The organism is Streptomyces sp. NPDC023481 (genome assembly GCF_055560195.1).
This window is the reverse complement of record NZ_JBVHJE010000001.1, coordinates 319210-336205: the sequence shown is the minus strand read 5'-3', so window position 1 is coordinate 336205 and position 16996 is coordinate 319210. Positions and strand designations below refer to the sequence as shown.

The following is a 16996-nucleotide window of genomic DNA, read 5'->3' as shown; positions in this document are numbered from 1 at the left end:
GAACCGCGCTAGTGGGGTGCGGCGGCCTCGCCCTGCGTCCGCGAGGCGTCGTCGACGCCGTCCTCCTGGCTGCGGTTGGCGTCCAGGTTGGCCTTCATCCGGTCGACCCTGCCCACGATCTGCACGGACGCCCGGTCCCGCTCCCTGCGCAGCGCCACCCAGCTGATCGGCGCCGACAGGACCAGGGCGAGCAGCAGCACCCACAGGCCGTTGGAGGCGCCGAAGCCGCGCGGGAAGATGCCCGAGTAGACGGCACCCCAGACGATCACGAGGCAGCCCGCGAAGATTCCGAGGCGCATCAGCGTGTAGCGGAGCATCTCAATCCACTCGTCCGATTCCAAAAGGGGTCATCGTCCAGTGAAGCACGGACCGGGGGCGATCACGCAGGGGGGTGGGTTCAGCCGAGCGGCAGCAGCATGAACACCTCGTCGCGGTCGTCACCGGGCGCGGCCCGGATGGCGTCGGGGACGCGGCCGACCTCCTTGTAGCCGCAGGAGGCGTAGAACCGCTCCAGGCCGTGTCCGCCCCGGCAGGTCAGCCGGATCGCCCGGACGCCCTCGATCCCCCGGGCCGCGTCAGCTGCGGCGGCCAGCAGGTCGCGGCCGTAGCCCCGGCCCTGGTGGCGGGGGTGGACCATGACGGTGTACAGCCACACCCAGTGCGTCATCAACCGGTGCGTGTTGAGCGTGAGGAAGGCGGTCGCCGCGACCTCGCCGGCCTCGTCGTGGCCGACCAGCAGCCGGGTGCGCCCCTCGGCCATCTGGACGAAGTGGCGCACCAGCTCCGGCCGCACCTCGGCACGGGTCACCGGCGGGACGAAGCCGACGGCGCCGCCGGCGTTGGAGACGTCCGTCCACAGGTCGAGGATGCCGTCGCGGAGGGCGGGGGTGATCGCCGGATCCAAGGTGAAGGTAAGAGGCACAGGGGAAGTTTACTTATTACCCGAGGGTGTGTGCGGCCACCTTCAGGTCGGCCACCAGGCCCTGGTAGGCCGCGGTGCGGTCCTCGCCGTCCCGGGCGCGCAGCACCGAGGACGGGTGCACGGTCGGCACCAGCCGCTCCGGCCAGCCGTGGATCTCCCGTTCGAGCACGGTCCCGCGTACCTCGCCGACCCGGAACGACGACCCCAGCAGGGCCTTGCCGGCCGTCGCGCCCAGGACCACGATCAGCTCCGGCTCCACCAGCGCCAGCTCCGCGGCCAGCCAGGGGCCGCAGGCCGTCATCTCCCGCAGGCTGGGCGCCTTGTGGATGCGGCGCTTGCCGGGCTCGGCCCGGGTGAACTTGAAGTGCTTCACCGCGTTGGTGACATAGGCCTCGGCGGGGTCGAGGCCGGCGTCCGCCAGGGCCCGGTCGAGGAGCTTGCCGGCGGGGCCGACGAACGGCCTGCCCTGCCGGTCCTCCTGGTCGCCGGGCTGCTCCCCCACGAGCATCAGGCGGGCGTCGGCCCGTCCGGCACCGAAGACCGTCCGGCCGGCGGCGCGGTGCAGGGGGCAGCCGTGGCAGTGTGCGGCGGCCCGGCGGAGGGCGTCCAGGCCGGCGCTCTCGGGAACGAAGGGAGCGGCGTCGTACCGGTCTTCGGGTGCCGTGGTGGGCATGCGCCCCGGGTACCCGCCCGGGGGCGCGGGGAACGGCACGACCGGCCCCCGCGCTCCGGCGCCCGCACGAGCGCCTGCTCGTACCGGCGGAGCGCCTCAGACCCGCATCGGCTGCGGCGACTCCCGGCGGGCGGGGTCGGGGCCGTCGTACTCGCGGATGATCTCGTAGCGGGTGTTCCGCTCCACCGGGCGGAAGCCGGCGTCGCGGATCAGTTCGAGGAGGTCCTCACGGGTCAGCTTGTTCGGCGTGCCGTAGTTGTCCGCGTCATGGGTGATCTTGTACTCGACGACCGAGCCGTCCATGTCGTCGGCGCCGTGCTGGAGGGCGAGCTGGGCGGTCTGGACGCCGTGCATGACCCAGAAGACCTTGACGTGCGGGACGTTGTCGAAGAGGAGACGGGAGACGGCGAAGGTCTTCAGGGCCTCGGCACCGGTGGCCATCTGCGTCCGCGCCTGGAGGCGGTTGCGGATCTTGCCGTCCTTCATGTCCACGAAGTCGTGCTGGTAGCGCAGCGGGATGAAGACCTGGAAGCCGCCGGTCTCGTCCTGGAGTTCACGCAGCCGCAGGACGTGGTCGACGCGGTGGCGGGGCTCCTCGATGTGGCCGTACAGCATGGTGCACGGGGTCTTCAGACCCTTCTCGTGCGCCAGGCGGTGGATGCGGGACCAGTCCTCCCAGTGGGTGCGGTGGTCCACGATGTGCTGCCGGACCTCCCAGTCGAAGATCTCCGCGCCACCGCCGGTGAGGGACTCCAGGCCGGCGTCGATCAGCTCGTCCAGGATCTCCGAGGCCGACAGTCCGGAGATCGTCTCGAAGTGGTGGATCTCCGTCGCCGTGAAGGCCTTCAGCGACACGTCCGGCAGAGCGGCCTTCAGCTCGCGCAGGGAGCGCGGGTAGTAGCGCCACGGCAGGTTCGGGTGCAGGCCGTTGACGATGTGCAGCTCGGTGAGGTTGTCCGACTCCATCGCCTTGGCGAGCTTGACGGCCTCCTCGATGCGCATCGTGTACGCGTCCTTCTCGCCCGGCTTGCGCTGGAAGGAGCAGTAGGCGCAGGAGGCCGTGCACACGTTGGTCATGTTGAGGTGCCGGTTGACGTTGAAGTGGACGACGTCACCGTTCTTGCGGGTGCGGACCTCGTGGGCGAGGCCGCCGAGCCAGGCCAGGTCGTCCGACTCGTACAGCGCGATGCCGTCCTCGCGGGTCAGCCGCTCACCGGAGCGGACCTTCTGCTCCAGCTCGCGCTTGAGTCCGACGTCCATGCCAACACCTTTCTACGACAGCCCGACCAACGGTATCCCTAGACCTCTTCGGGCAGCTCCCCGACCCGGTTCTCCCACTTCGTGGACAGCACGATGGTGGTGCGGGTGCGGGAGACGCCCTTGGTGCCGCTGAGCCGGCGGATGGTCTTCTCCAGGCCGTCGACGTCCGTCGAGCGCACCTTGAGCATGAAGGAGTCGTCGCCGGCGATGAACCAGCAGTCCTCGATCTCCGGCAGGTCCCGCAGCCGCTGGGCGACGTCCTCGTGGTCGGCGGCGTCGGACAGGGAGATGCCGATCAGCGCGGTGACGCCGAGGCCGAGGGAGGCCGCGTCCACCGTGGCGCGGTAGCCGGTGATGACACCGGCCGCCTCCAGCCGGTTGATGCGGTCGGTGACGCTGGGTCCCGACAGGCCGACGAGGCGCCCCAGTTCCGCGTAGGAGGCCCGGCCGTTCTCCCTCAGGGCCTGGATGAGCTGCCTGTCCACCGCGTCCATGCGATCGAAGCCTTCCGGTGAAAGTTCCTGAAGTGGTGAAAGTTCCTGAAGTGCTGAGGGGTACTGCTGCTTGCCTTACGCGCCCGCTGTGCCGCCGCCGAGTTCGCCCTTCCAGCGCCGGTACAGGCCGTGCCGGACGCCGGCGGCGTCCAGCACCCGGCCGGCGACGAAGTCCACCAGGTCCTGGATGTGGGTGGCGCCCGCGTAGAAGGCGGGCGAGGCCGGGACGACGGTGGCGCCGGCGTCGTCCAGGGCGACGAGGTGGCGCAGCGTCTGCCCGTTGAGGGGGGTCTCCCGTACGGCCACGACCAGCGTCCGGCGTTCCTTGAGTGTGACGCTCGCCGCACGCTGGAGCAGGTCCTTCGACAGGCCGAGCGCCACGCCGGCCACGCAGGCGGTGGAGGCGGGCACGATGAGCATGCCCTTCACCGGGTACGACCCCGAGGACGGGCCGGCGGCGAGGTCGCCCGCGTTCCAGTACCGCACGCCGCTGGTGTCCACGTCGAAGGTGCCCGGCTTGCCGTCGGCGCCACGGGCGAGCCATTCCCGCAGGTCGTCCTGCCAGTGGGCGTCCCGGAACGAGATCCCCGTCTCGTCCAGCAGCGTCAGCCGCGAGGCCCGGCTGACCACCAGGTCCACCGCTTCCCCCGCCGCCAGCAGCGCCCGCAGCACCGCGGCGGCGTACGGCGTACCGGAGGCTCCGGACACCCCCACGATCCAAGGCACGCGCTGCGTTTCTCCTGCGTTCACATCTTGAGCGTACCGGTGGGTCGGGCATGGCTCAGGCCGGGTGGGCCGCCCCGGAATCAACGGGCCGTACTCAGACGGTCAGGCCTCGGACCAACAGGTCGAGGAGGGCGCACACGAACAGGGCGATGCCGATGAAGCCGTTGACCGAGAAGAACGCGCGGTTCAGGCGGGACAGGTCGTGGGGACGGACGATGCGGTGCTCGTAGACGAAGGCGGCGGCGACGATCAGCAGGCCCAGCCAGAAGAAGGCGCCGGCGTGGGTGGCCAGGCCGTACCAGACGAACAGGGCCGTCGTCAGGGCGTGGCAGACCCGCGCGCCATGGATCGCGGCCGGGATGCCGAAGCGCGCCGGGACCGACATGACGCCGATCTCCCGGTCGGTCTCGACGTCCTGGCAGGCGTAGATCAGGTCGAAGCCGCCGATCCAGATGCCGACGGCCAGGCCCAGCACGACCGCCGTCCAGGACCACTCGCCGCTGATCGCCAGCCAGCCGCCGATGGGGCCCATGGACTGGGCGAGACCGAGGATGGCCTGCGGGAAGTTGGTGAACCGTTTCCCGTAGGGGTAGACCACCATCGGGATCACCGCGACCGGGGCCAGGGCCAGGCAGAGCGGGTTGAGCAGGGCCGCCGCGCCCAGGAAGACCACCAGGGCGATCAGGGCGCCCGTCCAGGCGTGCCGGACCGACATCGCGCCGGTCACCAGCTCGCGGTGGGCGGTGCGCGGGTTGCGGGCGTCGATCTCGCGGTCGATGATCCGGTTGACGGCCATGGCGAAGGTGCGCAGGCCGACCATGCAGACGGTGACCAGCAGCAGGCGGACCCAGTGGACGTTGCGGTCCCACTCGTACATCGCCGTCAGGGAGGCGATGTAGGCGAAGGGCAGCGCGAAGACCGAGTGCTCGATCATCACCAGGCGCAGGAAGGCCTTGGTGCGGCCCGGCCGGGGGATGGCGGCGGATGCCGACGTCACAGTCCGTACTCCTTCCAGCGGCGGTCCACCAGGGCCGCCGTATCCGGGTCCGGCAGGACCATGTCCGGCCAGCCCCCGTCCCGGGTGTAGCCCTCCTCCGGCCACTTCCTCGTGGCGTCGATGCCCGCCTTGCCGCCCCAGAACTGCTGGTAGGAGGCGTGGTCGAGGTGGTCGACGGGGCCTTCGGCGACCGTGAGGTCGCGGGCGTAGTCGGTGTTGCCGAGGGCCCGCCAGGCGACCTCGTGCAGGTCGTGCACGTCGCAGTCGGCGTCCACGACCACGATCAGCTTGGTCAGGGACATCATGTGGGCGCCCCAGATCGCGTGCATCACCTTCTGCGCGTGCTTCGGGTACTTCTTGTCGATCGAGACGATCGCGCAGTTGTGGAAGCCGCCGGCCTCGGGCAGGTGGTAGTCCACGATGTCCGGGACGATGATCTTGAGCAGGGGCAGGAAGAAGCGTTCCGTGGCGCGGCCGAGGGGGCCGTCCTCCGTCGGCGGGCGGCCGACCACGATCGACTGGAGCAGCGGGCGCCTGCGCATCGTCACGCAGTCGATCGTCAGCGCCGGGAAGGGCTCCTGCGGGGTGTAGAAGCCGGTGTGGTCGCCGAAGGGGCCCTCGGGGAGCATCTCGCCCGGCTCCAGCCAGCCCTCCAGGACCACCTCGGCGTTGGCCGGCACCTGGAGCGGGACCGTCTTGCAGTCGACCATCTCGATGCGCTTGCCCGCGAGGAAACCGGCGAACAGGTACTCGTCGATGTCGCCGGGGAGGGGGGCGGTGGAGGCGTACGTCACGGCGGGCGGGCAGCCGAAGGCGATGGCGACCGGCAGGCGTTCGCCCCGGCGTGCGGCCACCTGGTAGTGGTTCCGGCTGTCCTTGTGGATCTGCCAGTGCATGCCGATCGTGCGCCGGTCGTGGCGCTGCAGCCGGTACAGGCCCAGGTTCCGGACGCCGCTCTCGGGGTCCTTGGTGTGGGTCAGGCCCAGGTTGAAGAAGGAGCCGCCGTCCTTCGGCCAGGTGAACAGCGCCGGGAGCCGGTCGAGGTCGACGTCGTCGCCGCGCAGGACGACCTCCTGTACCGGCGCCTCCTTGACCTTGCGCGGGGGGACGTGGGCCATCGCGCCCAGCTTGCCGAAGGCCTCGCGCACACCGACGAAGCCGTGCGGCAGCTCGGGCCGCAGCAGGCCGCCGATCTTCTCGGAGATCTCGCCGTACGACTTCAGGCCCAGCGCCTTCAGCAGGCGGCGGTCGGTGCCGTACACGTTCATGGCGAGGGGCATGTCCGAGCCGCGCACGTTCTCGAAGAGCAGCGCCGGCCCGCCGGACTTCTGCACCCGGTCGACGATCTCCCCGACCTCCAGGTACGGGTCCACCTCGGCCTTGATGCGCTTGAGGTCTCCCTCGCGCTCCAGCGCCCGCAGCAGGGAGCGAAGATCGTCGTAAGCCATGCCCCCCAGTATCTGCCACCCGCTACCCTGGCCCGGTCACCAGGGTCCGTTCACGGCGTGGGGGGTACGCGCGGCCATGCTCAGGTATCTGCCGTTCCTGCTGGTCCTGGCGCTGTTGGTGTACTCCGTCGCCTGGCTGTTCACCGGCCGGACCGGGCGCGGTCCGGCGAGCGGCCCCACCCCGGCCGAGCGGCACCGGCGCACCGCCGAGACCTGGGTCGCCCCGGACGACAACCCGGAGTTCCTGAAGTCCCTGGACGACCGCCCCCGGGACGGGGACGACCCCCGGCGGGACCGGTAGGCCCGTCGCCCGAATCCTGCCCTCGCCGTCACCCAGGGTTAATCACTTCTGCGTTCGGTCTGCCACCCGTTCCGTTGAAATGGCCCGGACGGGCATGTCCCGGCCGCGTCTGACGGCATTGCCTTGCAGGGGGGCCCGAAGACCGGGCCCCTTCGGCGATGGGAGACGCGTGCGAATCACTGACATCCAGCGCTGCGAGGTCCGGCCGGGTCGGCTCGTCGAGTGGACGCTGAGCCCGGCGACCGTCGCGGCGGCGACGGCGCGGCCGCAGGACTCCCGGCCGCCCGCCTACATCCAGGAGTCGCACATCAGGACGGCCAGGAGCGTCCGCGAGGACGGGCTGTTCGTGCCGACCTGGCTCGGCACCGCCTTCGACCTGCCCGGCCCGCTCGACCTCACGGTGCTGGAGCGGGCCCTGCACACCTGGACCCTGCGGCACGAGACGCTGCGCAGCGGCTTCCGCTGGGCCGGTGACGAACTGCGCCGGTTCACGCTCGACGCGGCCGAGGTGTCCCTGCACCGCGCGGACGCGGGCGACTTCCCCGACGCCGACGACCTGGTACGCCACCTCCAGCACCGCTTCGACACGGTCGCGGACGCGCTGCGCTGGCCGAACCTGATCTACACGGCGGTGGTACGCGACGACGGCGCGAGCGTGTACATGGCGTTCGACCACAGCAACGTCGACGCCTACTCGGTGCAGCGGATCGCCGCCGAGATCCACGAGCTGTACGCGGCGGGCCTGGCCGGCACCGAGCCGGACGATCTCGCTCCGGCGGCCAGTTACGTCGACTTCTGCGGGATCGAGCGGGCCGGCGCGGACGGCCTGGACAGCCGGCACGCGATCGTGGAGCGCTGGCGGGAGTTCATCCGCCGCTGCGACGGCACCCTGCCCGCCTTCCCGGTCGACCTCGGCCTGACGCCCGGCGGCCCGCTGCCCACGCAGCAGATGCTGTGCGAGCCGCTGGCGGACGCGGACACGGCGGCGGCGTTCGAGGCGTACTGCCGGCCGTACGGCGGCAGCATGGTCGGGCTGCTGGCCGCGACCGGGCTCATCGTGCACGAACTCGGCGGGCAGCCGGTGTACCGGACGGTGGTGCCGTTCCACACCCGGGTGAAGTCCCGGTGGAGCGACTCGGTGGGCTGGTACGTGGGCGGCGCCCCGATCGAGGTGCCGGTGGGCCGTACCCGCGGCTTCCCGGAGGTGCTGCGGGCGGTGCGCGCCGAACTCCAGGCGAACCGGGCGCTGGCCCGGATGCCGCTGGCCCGGGTGCTGCGCCTGCTCGGCACCGACTTCCGGCCGACCTCACCGGACCTGCACTCGATCGTGTCGTACGTCGACGCCCGCGGTATCCCGGGCGCCGAGCGCTGGACCGGGCTGAAGGCGTACGGGCTGATGCGGGTGTCGTACGGCGACCAGGTGTGCGTGTGGGTGAACCGGCTTCCCGAGGGGCTGTGGCTGGCGAGCCGGTACCCGGACACGGACATCGCCGTGAAGACCATGCGGCTGTACGTGGAGCGGCTGCGGGACCGGATCGCCTCGGTGGCCGACGGCAGCCTCTCCGCGGTGTCCTAGGCGTCTTCGCCCAGTGCCTCGATGAGGCGTCCGAACCGGTCGCGCCAGCGCTGCTCGGACTCCTCCTCGCCCTGGGACTCGTGCGTGAAGCGGAGCACGCTGGCGTCCTCGCCCTCCCGTTCCAGGTGGAACCGGAGCCGGCCGGCGCCCTCCAGCGTGTACTCCGCGACCCGGTCCACGTCCCACGCGGTCACCTGCCCGCTGCCCAGGTCGCGCAGGGTGACCGCGCCGCCGAGCCGGTGTTCGAGCACCTCGGCGGGGGTGAACCAGGACGCCAGCCCCTCGGCCGTGGCCACCGCGGCCCAGACGTCCTCCATCGGGCGCGAGAGCTGCACCACGAAGTGCAGGATGTGCATGTTCCCGTGCGTCTGGCTGGTGCCCTGTGCGATGGAACCGCTCATGACACCAGCCTGCCCCCGCGCCGGGGCACCCGCACGCGGCGGTCACACGCCGGCGTAGGAGTGCTTGCCGGACACGAAGATGTTGACGCCGTAGTAGTTGAACAGCCAGCAGCCGAAGGCGATCATCGCCAGGTAGGCGGCCTTGCGGCCCTTCCAGCCGGCCGTGGCCCGGGCGTGCAGGTAGCAGGCGTAGCCGATCCAGGTGATGAAGGACCAGGTCTCCTTCGGGTCCCAGTTCCAGTACCGGCCCCAGGCGTCGCCCGCCCAGATCGCGCCCGCGATGATCGTGAACGTCCACAGCGGGAAGACCGCCGCGTTGACGCGGTAGGCGAACTTGTCCAGGGACGCCGAGGCGGGCAGCCGCTCCAGCACGGAGGACGCGAACTTGCCGGGCTTGCCGCCGGTCTCCAGCTTGGTCTCGTACGAGTCCTTGAACAGGTACAGGATCGTGGCGACCGCGCCGACGTAGAACACCGCGCCGCAGAAGATCGCGGTGGAGACGTGGATGTACAGCCAGTACGAGTGCAGGGCCGGCACCAGCTGATCGCTGGCCGTGTACAGGACGGTGACCGCGAGGCCGAGGTCCAGCAGGACGGTCGTGACGAGGAACAGGCCGAGCCAGCGCACGTTCTTGCGCAGGGCCAGCAGCGCCAGGTACACGCCGACGGCGACCGTGGAGAAGGTGATGTTGAACTCGTACATGTTGCCCCACGGCGCCCGCTCCACGGAGGCCGCGCGGGTGACGACACCGCCCAGCTCCACGAGGAACGCGAGCACGGTGAGGGAGATGGCGATCCGGCCGTACAGGTCGCCCTGCTCGTCGCCGCCGTGCGCGCCGGGGCCGTCGGGCACGTCCCGGGCGCCGGACGTCGAGCGGACGACGACCTTGGGCCGCTCCAGCACGGCGGTGCCGCCGGCCTGCCGCACGGTGACGGCGGGGGCGCCCGCCGTGTCCTCACGGCCGGCGGTGAGCGCGGCGGCCGTACGGGCCACCTTGCTGCGGCTGCCGAACAGCCACTCGGCGATGTAGGCGAAGAAGGCCAGGGTGTAGACGGCCATCGACGAGTAGATCAGCGTGTTGCTGACGCTCGCGAGGTGTTCGTTGGTTGCGGCGGCGAGGATCACTTCTCAGCCCCTTCGGCAGGTACGGCTGGGGATGCGGGGGGTTCGGTGGCGTCGTCGGGGTCAGGGGCTCCCGGCGCCCGGTCGTAGAGGATTCCGGCGAGGTCGCCCAGCTCCTCGGGCACCTTGGCGGACTCGCTGCGGCCGAGCCCGGCCATCTCGACCACCGTGACGCCGTCGGCACCGCGCACCGCGCGCACCCACACGCGCCGGCGCTGGATGAACAGGGAGCCGGCCAGGCCGAGGATCGCGGCGAGGGCACCGCCGAGCGCCCAGCCGCTGCCGGGCTCCTGGACGATCTCGAAGCCGGCCCACTCCTTGATGTCCTTCTCGAAGGTGAGGGACCCGGCGCCGTTCGGCAGGGTGAGCGTGTCGCCCGGCTTCAGCAGCTTCTTCAGCAGCTGGCCCCTGCCGTCCTTGAACGCCTTCATGTGCGTCTTGTCGAGCTGGTACACGCTCTGCGGGATGCCCGAGTTCACGCCCAGGTCGCCGTGGTAGGCGTTCACCGCGAGCAGCGGGTTCAGCAGCGCCGGGAACTGGGAGAGCATCGTGCCGCTCTTCGGGTTGAAGCTCGGCACGAAGAACGCCTGGAAGCCGAGCTGGTCCTTCCTGCCCTTGGCGTCGCGGTAGCCGTCCATCACCTTGACCACGCCGTTGGAGGTGACGTTGCCGTCGAGCGGCAGCAGCGGTACGGCGTCCTGGTAGACGATCCTGCCCTTGCCGTCGCGGACGGTGACGACGGGCGCGTAGCCGTGGCTGACCAGGTAGACCTTGGCGTCGTCGATCTTCAGCGGCTCGTTGACCTTGACGGTGGCCGGCCGCTCCTTGCCGTACGCGCCCTCGCTGTAGCGGATCCGCGCCTCGAAGGTGCGCGGGGTGCCCTTGTTGGGGCCGCTGACCTCGTAGGTGGCCCGGAAGTCCTTCAGGTCGAAGCTGAACGGGACCAGGTCGTCGTTCTGGAACAGGCTGCCGGACTTGAAGTCGTCGTACATCGGCAGCGCGTTGGAGAAGCCGTCGCCCTCGACCATCAGCTTGGTGCCGTCGGACTTGTACAGCTGGCCCGAGGCGAAGGCGACGAGCAGCACGATCAGGGCGATGTGGAAGACCAGGTTCCCCACCTCGCGCAGATAGCCCTTCTCGGCGGCCACGGCGTCACCGGCGAGGTGCGCGCGGAAGCGGCGCCTCTTCAGCAGGGCGAGCGCGGCCTCGCGGACCTGCTCGGGGTCGGCCTCGGTCCGCCACGTCGTGTACGCGGGCAGCCGGGTCAGCCGCCTGGGCGCGCCCGGCGGACGGCCGCGCAGCTGGCCGACGAACTGCCAGGTGCGCGGGACGATGCAGCCGATCAGGGAGACGAACAGCAGGATGTAGATCGCGGAGAACCACACCGAGCTGTACACGTGGAACAGGCCGAGCTTGTCGTAGACCGGCGCCAGCGTCCGGTGCGCGGCGCGGAAGTCCTCGACCTTGCCCGCGTCCGCGCTGGTCTGCGGGATCAGCGAGCCTGGGATGGCGGCCAGCGAGAGCAGCAGGAGCAGCAGCAGCGCGACCCGCATGGAGGTCAGCTGCCGCCAGAACCAGCGGGCCCAGCCGATGACGCCGAGGGACGGCGGGGTGGAGGTCTCCTCCTGCGGGGCGGTGGACAGCCGGGAGCCGGCGGCCCCGAGGTCCTCCTGGTCCTGGCTGTTGTCGGTGTCGGTCTTGCTCATCGGTCAGATCCCCACATTGAAACCGTCGGACCAGGTCTGCATCTGCTGGATCAGACCGCTCCAGGCGCCCGTCAGCAGCAGCACACCGGTCACGATCATCATCGAGCCGCCGATGCGCATCACCCACACATAGTGGCGCTTGACCCAGGCGAAGGCACCGAGCGCCTTGCGGAAGGCGATCGCGGTGAGGACGAAGGGAACACCGAGACCGAGGCAGTAGACGACCATCAGCAGCGAGCCGCGCACGGCGCTCGACTCCTGGAAGGAGAGGAAGTTCACCGCGGAGAGCGTCGGGCCCATGCAGGGCGTCCAGCCGACGCCGAACAGGGCGCCGAGGACGGGCGCGCCCAGCAGGCCGCCCGTCGGCCGCTTGTGGAAGCGGAACTCGCGCATGGTGAACCAGGGCAGCAGCCCCATGAAGAACACGCCCATGGCGATCATGAGCAGGCCGAGCACCCGGGACAGCGTCTCCTGGTACTCCAGCAGGTTGGAACCGAAGTAGCCGAACAGCGCGCCGGTGGAGACGAACACGGCGCTGAAGCCCAGCACGAACAGGGAGGCGCCGGCCACCATCCGTCCCCGGCGGGCCTCGGCGAGGTCGGTGCCCGCGACGCCCGTCACATAGGAGAGGTAGCCGGGGACCAGCGGCAGCACGCAGGGCGAGAAGAACGAGACGAGCCCGGCGAGCAGCGCGACCGGCAGGGAGACCAGCAGGGCTCCGTGCAGGACCGTCTGGTTCCGCCCGGGCCCTCCCTCCGCGGCCAGCGTCAGCAGTGCGCTCACGTCACTTCTCCGCGAGGACCGGCTTGAGCATCTTCAGCAGGCCGGTGTCGTCGAGCGCCTCCAGGGCCCGCGCGGCGACCCTGCCGTTGCGGTCGATGACGAGCGTGGAGGGGATGAGCTGCGGGTTGAGCGTGCCCTTCTTGAAGCGGAGCATCAGCTTGCCCGTCGGGTCGTACAGGCTCGGGTATCCGACGCCGTGCTCCTTCTCGAAGTTCACGGCCGGGGTGGTGCTGGAGTCCCGGGTGTTGATGCCGACGAACTGCACGCCCTTGTCCTGGTACTCCTTGGAGACCTTGGCGAAGTACCCGGCCTCCTCGCGGCACGGTCCGCACCACGAGCCCCAGACGTTGAGGACGACGACCTTGCCCTTGTAGTCGGCGACGTCGAGGGTCCTGCCGTCGATGGTCTTGCCGGACAGGTCCGGTACCGCGGCACGCTTGCCGGCGGGCACGGTGTCGATGCCGTTGTTGCCGGTGACGAAGTGGGTGTCGCCACCGCCTCCGGAGGTGCCGCCCTTTCCGCACGCGGACAGGGACAGGGCCGCGACGGCGGCCACAGCGGTGAGCAGGACGGCGCGGCTGCGGTTACTCATGTGAAAAGTTTCGCATGCCTGTTCCGGGGATCTCGCGCGCCCCCCTGCCGGGCGGAAAAGCCCATTTCAGGGCGTATTTACACGGGACATTCGGGACATCAGGCCGGATCAGGCCGCGTTGGAGGATGCGGACCCGGTGGCCCGCAGGAACTGCTTCCAGCCGCCCGCCGGCCGCTGTCCGACACCCAGCGTGCGCAGCTTGGCGAGCACCTCGGGCTTCTGTACGTCCATCCAGTCCACGAACTGCCGGAAGGAGACCAGCCGCACGTCGGCGCCCTTCTCCTTCTCGCGCGCGATGTGCTTGAAGGCCTCCTCGACGGAGTCCATGTAGATGCCGCCGTTCCACTGCTCGAAGTGGTTGCCGATGAAGAACGGCGCCCGGTTTGTCTCGTATGCCCGCTGGAAGCCCTGGATGTACGCCTGCGCGGACTGCTTGCGCCAGCCCGGGTAGTTGTAGGCGGGCGCCTTCGTGGAGTTCACGGACTGGTTGGCGAGCATGTTGTAGTCCATGGACAGGACCTCAAAGGAACGGCCGGGGAAAGGTATCTGCTGCAACGGCAGGTCCCAGATCCCCAGCTTCTTCTCCGGCCACGTCTGCCGGCCGCCCGGCGAGGAGGCGTCGTAGCGCCAGCCCAGCTCGCGCGCGGTGGGCAGCAGGTTGTTCTGGCCGAGCAGACAGGGCGTACGGCCGCCGACCAGCTCCTTGTCGTAGTCGAACGGCAGCGACGGCAGCTGCGTCCAGCCGGTGTTGGTCCGCCACTCCTTCACGAAGGCCTTGGCCTGCCGGATCTCGCTGGCCCACTGCTGCGGGGTCCAGTTGCCGACCGTGCCCCTACCGGCGCAGAAGTGCCCGTTGAAGTGGGTGCCGATCTCGTGGCCCTCCAGCCAGGCCCGGCGCACGTTCGTCAGGGTGGCCTTGATGTGCTCGTCGGTGAGGTAGCCGATGTCGGAGGCGCCGCGCGGGTTGTTCGGGGGCTCGTACATCCGCTTCTTCGCCTCGGGCAGCAGGTACAGCCCCGAGAGGAAGAAGGTCATGGACGCGCCGTGCTCCTTGGCCAGGTCCAGGAAGCGCGGGAACAGGCCGTTGCCGACCTCGCCGGCGCCGTCCCAGGAGAAGATCACGAACTGCGGCGGGGTCTGCCCCGGCTCCAGCGGCTCGGGCTTGCCCGGCTGGTGCGGCTGCCTGCCGGTGAAGGACGTCGAGCCGTCGCCGATGGGCCGCGCCGGACGCGTCCCGCCGTCCTTGCCATCCCCGTGGCCGCCCTCACCGGAACCGTTCGGGTGCCCGCCGCCGTCCGAGGACGTGGGGCTTCCGCAGCCGGCGAGCGAGGCGGCGGCCGCCGCCCCGGCACCGAGGCCGAGTGCCCCCCGCCGGGAGAGGGTCCGGGAGAACGTGCGCATGGAAAACCCCGATCGTCGCGCCTGCTGGTGTTCACCCAGTCAGAGGGCGCGACGATCGAGGAGGTTCCGATCATTCTTATGTTTTTCGCAACGCTTCCGGCAACAACACCCTAAGTCACGCCAAACGGACGGTCAGTGCACCGGAGTTCACGGGTCCGTCCGGTCAGGCGCCGAACGCCTTGCCCTGCGCGGTGCCCTTGCCCTTCTGCGGCTTGGCGCCGGCCCGCAGGTGCGCCGGGACCAGGTCGATGGCGGGCTCGCTGTAACCCACGGACACGATCTTGTCACCCAGATAGGTGAAGGACGTCAGGGAGGCGAGGGTGCACTGCCGCTTGCGCGGGTCGTGCCACAGGCGCCGCCGCTCGACGTACGACCGCACGATCCAGATCGGCAGCTGGTGGCTGACCAGCACCGCCTCGTGCCCGCGCGCGCGGTCCTTGGCCGCGTTCAGCGCGCCCGTCATCCGCACGACCTGGTCCACGTACGGCTCGCCCCAGGACGGCTGGAACGGGTTGACGAGGTACTTCCAGTTGTCCGGCTTGCGCAGCGCGCCGTCGCCGACGCCGAACGTCTTGCCCTGGAACACGTTCTCGGCCTCGATCAGCCGCTCGTCGGTGTCCAGATCCAGCCCGTGCGCCTTGGCGATCGGGGTGGCCGTCTCCTGCGCCCGCTCCAGCGGGGACGCGCAGACGTAGGTGACGTCCCGCGCGGCGAGGTGCTCGGCGACCCGCTCGGCCATCTTCCGGCCCAGCTCGGACAGGTGGTAGCCGGGCAGCCGGCCGTACAGGATCCCGTCCGGGTTCTCGACCTCGCCGTGCCGCATGACGTGGACGACGGTGACGTCCTTGTCCTTGGGGTCCGGGTGCTCGGAGGTCTCGGGGAGCTCGGGGATCTCAGGGATGGTGCTCATTCCGCCGTGGCCTCCGCAGCCGCCCGGGCCGCCGCCGGAAGGGCGTCGGCGATCTTCTGCACGGCCCGCTCGTCATGGGCCGTGGACACGAACCAGGACTCGAAGGACGACGGCGGCAGGTACACGCCGTTCGCCAGCAGCGAGTGGAAGAACGCGGTGAAGCGGTACGACTCCTGCCGCTTGGCGTCCTCGTAGGTGCGCACCTGCCGGTCCGTGAAGAACACCGAGAACATGTTGGACGCGCTCTGCACCCGGTGCGCGACGCCCTCCTTCGACAGCGCCTCGCCGACCAGGGTGCGGATCTGCTCGGCCACGGCGTCGACCTTGGCGTACGCCGCGTCGTCGAGCAGCCGCAGCTGGGCGAGACCGGCGGCGGTCGCGACGGGGTTACCGGAGAGAGTGCCGGCCTGGTACACGGGCCCGGCGGGCGCCAGGTGCGCCATGACGTCGGCACGGCCGCCGAAGGCCGCGGCGGGGAACCCGCCCCCCATCACCTTCCCGAAGGTCATCAGGTCCGGCTTCACGCCCTCCACGCCGTACCACCCGGCGCGACTGGTGCGGAAGCCGGTCATCACCTCGTCGGAGATGAACAGGGCACCGTTCTTCCGGCAGGCGTCCCTCAGTCCCTGGTTGAACCCGGGGTCGGGCGGCACGACACCCATGTTCCCCGGCGACGCCTCGGTGATCACGCAGGCGATCTCGCCCGGGTGCCGGTGGAAGGCCTCCTGCACGGCCTCCAGGTCGTTGTACGGCAGCACGATCGTGTCGCCGGCCTGGGCCCCGGTGACACCCGGGGTGTCCGGCAGCGCGAAGGTGGCGACACCACTGCCGGCCGCGGCGAGCAGCGAGTCCACGTGCCCGTGGTAGCAGCCGGCGAACTTGATCACCTTGGACCGACGGGTGAACCCCCGGGCGAGCCGGATCGCGGACATGGTCGCCTCGGTGCCGCTGCTGACCAGCCGCACCTGCTCGACGGGCTCGACCCGGGCGACGATCTCCTCGGCGAGCGCGACCTCGCCCTCGCCGGGCGTGCCGAAGGACGTACCGCGGGAGACGGCCTCCTGGACGGCGGCGATGACCTCCGGGTGGGAGTGCCCGAGGATCATGGGCCCCCAGGAGCAGACCAGGTCGACGTACTCGCGGCCGTCGGCGTCGGTGAGGTAGGCCCCCTTGCCCGACACCATGAACCGGGGGGTGCCACCGACGGCGCGGAAGGCGCGCACCGGGGAGTTCACGCCGCCCGGGGTGACGACGGAGGCGCGGTCGAAGAGCGCCTGTGAGGCGGGCGCGTCGTAGGGATAGGGCATTTCGCTCGTGGCACTCATGACGTGCGGCTTCTCCGGCTTCTCGGACTCCGGTTGCGGGGTGACCTCCTCAGGGTAGGCCGCGGGCCGGGTGACGGACGCGGTCGGCCTCGAAGATCAGAGCGGCGCCATCCCTCATCTGCGAGACTGAGACCTGATACACACAGCTCATACGCACGTAATGATCAGAGGCCGGGATCTGCCCGCGCGGACTGCTGTTCCACCGTACGTTTCGGCGGACGGCCGTGGGGGAGGTCACTGACACGATGATCGGGTTGCGCGGCGGGGGCCACGCGTCCTAGAAAAGCAGTCGGGTGGAGATATGCATCGCGGTGGCGGACTGGGCGAGGGGACTGATGACCTGGGTCCTCGACGTGCCC

At 70.4% G+C, this 16996-nt stretch carries 18 protein-coding genes; 2 read left to right on the top strand and 16 right to left on the bottom strand.

The window, feature by feature from the left end; translation table 11 throughout:
• Positions 1-8: 8 nt before the first annotated feature.
• The 8 genes from ACZ3ZD_RS01610 to ACZ3ZD_RS01575 all read right to left on the bottom strand — a co-directional run bounded on the left by ACZ3ZD_RS01610 (position 9) and on the right by ACZ3ZD_RS01575 (position 6520).
• Positions 9-317 (bottom strand): DUF4229 domain-containing protein, encoded by a 309-nt coding sequence (locus ACZ3ZD_RS01610; RefSeq protein WP_467392365.1) that lies wholly within the window; start codon positions 315-317, stop codon positions 9-11.
• An 80-nt stretch (positions 318-397) separates the two neighbouring features.
• Positions 398-922 carry a GNAT family N-acetyltransferase gene (locus ACZ3ZD_RS01605; protein WP_467392364.1) on the bottom strand — a complete coding sequence of 175 codons (525 nt, stop codon included), beginning with the start codon at positions 920-922 and terminating at the stop codon, positions 398-400.
• A 16-nt stretch (positions 923-938) separates the two neighbouring features.
• The gene (locus ACZ3ZD_RS01600; RefSeq protein ID WP_467392362.1) at positions 939-1595 is read right to left on the bottom strand and encodes a UdgX family uracil-DNA binding protein; all 657 of its coding nucleotides are present in this window, start codon (positions 1593-1595) and stop codon (positions 939-941) included.
• Positions 1596-1691: 96 nt separating this feature from the next.
• Positions 1692-2855 (bottom strand): aminofutalosine synthase MqnE, encoded by a 1164-nt coding sequence (gene mqnE, locus ACZ3ZD_RS01595; protein WP_467392360.1) that lies wholly within the window; start codon positions 2853-2855, stop codon positions 1692-1694.
• A gap of 38 nt (positions 2856-2893) precedes the next feature.
• Entirely contained in the window at positions 2894-3349 is a 456-nt protein-coding gene (locus ACZ3ZD_RS01590) for an Lrp/AsnC family transcriptional regulator (protein WP_103812702.1), read from the bottom strand.
• A 75-nt stretch (positions 3350-3424) separates the two neighbouring features.
• Entirely contained in the window at positions 3425-4075 is a 651-nt protein-coding gene (locus tag ACZ3ZD_RS01585; RefSeq protein ID WP_467392358.1) for a UbiX family flavin prenyltransferase, read from the bottom strand.
• A 94-nt stretch (positions 4076-4169) separates the two neighbouring features.
• The gene (gene mqnP / locus ACZ3ZD_RS01580) at positions 4170-5072 is read right to left on the bottom strand and encodes a menaquinone biosynthesis prenyltransferase MqnP (protein ID WP_467392356.1); all 903 of its coding nucleotides are present in this window, start codon (positions 5070-5072) and stop codon (positions 4170-4172) included.
• Complete coding sequence (locus tag ACZ3ZD_RS01575; protein WP_467392354.1) at positions 5069-6520, bottom strand: menaquinone biosynthesis decarboxylase; 1452 nt, start codon at positions 6518-6520, stop codon at positions 5069-5071. Before ACZ3ZD_RS01575 ends, mqnP begins: the two co-directional genes overlap by 4 nt.
• A gap of 76 nt (positions 6521-6596) precedes the next feature.
• On the opposite strand from ACZ3ZD_RS01575, the gene ACZ3ZD_RS01570 reads away from it, so the two are divergent.
• Both ACZ3ZD_RS01570 and ACZ3ZD_RS01565 read left to right on the top strand, forming a co-directional pair.
• Positions 6597-6821 (top strand): hypothetical protein, encoded by a 225-nt coding sequence (locus ACZ3ZD_RS01570; RefSeq protein WP_467392352.1) that lies wholly within the window; start codon positions 6597-6599, stop codon positions 6819-6821.
• A 169-nt stretch (positions 6822-6990) separates the two neighbouring features.
• Entirely contained in the window at positions 6991-8397 is a 1407-nt protein-coding gene (locus tag ACZ3ZD_RS01565) for a condensation domain-containing protein (protein WP_467392350.1), read from the top strand.
• Here the strand turns inward: ACZ3ZD_RS01565 and ACZ3ZD_RS01560 are convergent.
• From ACZ3ZD_RS01560 to hemL, 8 genes are all read right to left on the bottom strand, one after another.
• A complete protein-coding gene (locus ACZ3ZD_RS01560) occupies positions 8394-8798 on the bottom strand; it encodes an SRPBCC domain-containing protein (RefSeq protein ID WP_467392348.1) in 405 nt (134 codons plus the stop codon). The genes ACZ3ZD_RS01565 and ACZ3ZD_RS01560 overlap by 4 nt on opposite strands.
• Before the next feature lie 42 nt (positions 8799-8840).
• Positions 8841-9923 carry a c-type cytochrome biogenesis protein CcsB gene (gene ccsB / locus ACZ3ZD_RS01555; protein WP_467392346.1) on the bottom strand — a complete coding sequence of 361 codons (1083 nt, stop codon included), beginning with the start codon at positions 9921-9923 and terminating at the stop codon, positions 8841-8843.
• Positions 9920-11626: a cytochrome c biogenesis protein ResB gene (gene resB / locus ACZ3ZD_RS01550; RefSeq protein WP_467392344.1), complete on the bottom strand. Its 1707-nt coding sequence runs from the start codon at positions 11624-11626 to the stop codon at positions 9920-9922. The genes ccsB and resB overlap by 4 nt, the downstream gene beginning before the upstream one ends.
• A 3-nt stretch (positions 11627-11629) precedes the next feature.
• Positions 11630-12409, bottom strand: a complete 780-nt coding sequence (locus tag ACZ3ZD_RS01545) for a cytochrome c biogenesis CcdA family protein (protein ID WP_467392342.1) — start codon at positions 12407-12409, stop codon at positions 11630-11632.
• Position 12410: 1 nt separating this feature from the next.
• Positions 12411-13001 carry a TlpA family protein disulfide reductase gene (locus tag ACZ3ZD_RS01540; RefSeq protein WP_467392340.1) on the bottom strand — a complete coding sequence of 197 codons (591 nt, stop codon included), beginning with the start codon at positions 12999-13001 and terminating at the stop codon, positions 12411-12413.
• Between the two features lie 108 nt (positions 13002-13109).
• Positions 13110-14402: a polysaccharide deacetylase family protein gene (locus tag ACZ3ZD_RS01535; protein WP_467392338.1), complete on the bottom strand. Its 1293-nt coding sequence runs from the start codon at positions 14400-14402 to the stop codon at positions 13110-13112.
• Positions 14403-14565: 163 nt separating this feature from the next.
• Positions 14566-15225: a histidine phosphatase family protein gene (locus ACZ3ZD_RS01530; RefSeq protein WP_467393261.1), complete on the bottom strand. Its 660-nt coding sequence runs from the start codon at positions 15223-15225 to the stop codon at positions 14566-14568.
• 83 nt (positions 15226-15308) lie between these two features.
• Positions 15309-16637, bottom strand: a complete 1329-nt coding sequence (gene hemL, locus ACZ3ZD_RS01525) for a glutamate-1-semialdehyde 2,1-aminomutase (protein WP_467392336.1) — start codon at positions 16635-16637, stop codon at positions 15309-15311.
• Positions 16638-16996 lie beyond the last annotated feature (359 nt).

What these genes read in the sequence shown, in the direction of transcription:
- ACZ3ZD_RS01575 (WP_467392354.1), bottom strand. Translation starts at nt 6,520, where the DNA reads ATGGCTTACGACGATCTTCGCTCCCTGCTGCGGGCGCTGGAGCGCGAG.
- resB (WP_467392344.1), bottom strand. Translation starts at nt 11,626, where the DNA reads ATGAGCAAGACCGACACCGACAACAGCCAGGACCAGGAGGACCTCGGG.
- ACZ3ZD_RS01540 (WP_467392340.1), bottom strand. Translation starts at nt 13,001, where the DNA reads ATGAGTAACCGCAGCCGCGCCGTCCTGCTCACCGCTGTGGCCGCCGTC.
- ACZ3ZD_RS01535 (WP_467392338.1), bottom strand. Translation starts at nt 14,402, where the DNA reads ATGCGCACGTTCTCCCGGACCCTCTCCCGGCGGGGGGCACTCGGCCTC.
- ACZ3ZD_RS01600 (WP_467392362.1), bottom strand. Translation starts at nt 1,595, where the DNA reads ATGCCCACCACGGCACCCGAAGACCGGTACGACGCCGCTCCCTTCGTT.
- ACZ3ZD_RS01570 (WP_467392352.1), top strand. Translation starts at nt 6,597, where the DNA reads ATGCTCAGGTATCTGCCGTTCCTGCTGGTCCTGGCGCTGTTGGTGTAC.
- ACZ3ZD_RS01610 (WP_467392365.1), bottom strand. Translation starts at nt 317, where the DNA reads ATGCTCCGCTACACGCTGATGCGCCTCGGAATCTTCGCGGGCTGCCTC.
- ACZ3ZD_RS01560 (WP_467392348.1), bottom strand. Translation starts at nt 8,798, where the DNA reads ATGAGCGGTTCCATCGCACAGGGCACCAGCCAGACGCACGGGAACATG.
- mqnE (WP_467392360.1), bottom strand. Translation starts at nt 2,855, where the DNA reads ATGGACGTCGGACTCAAGCGCGAGCTGGAGCAGAAGGTCCGCTCCGGT.
- ACZ3ZD_RS01590 (WP_103812702.1), bottom strand. Translation starts at nt 3,349, where the DNA reads ATGGACGCGGTGGACAGGCAGCTCATCCAGGCCCTGAGGGAGAACGGC.
- hemL (WP_467392336.1), bottom strand. Translation starts at nt 16,637, where the DNA reads ATGAGTGCCACGAGCGAAATGCCCTATCCCTACGACGCGCCCGCCTCA.
- ACZ3ZD_RS01530 (WP_467393261.1), bottom strand. Translation starts at nt 15,225, where the DNA reads ATGCGGCACGGCGAGGTCGAGAACCCGGACGGGATCCTGTACGGCCGG.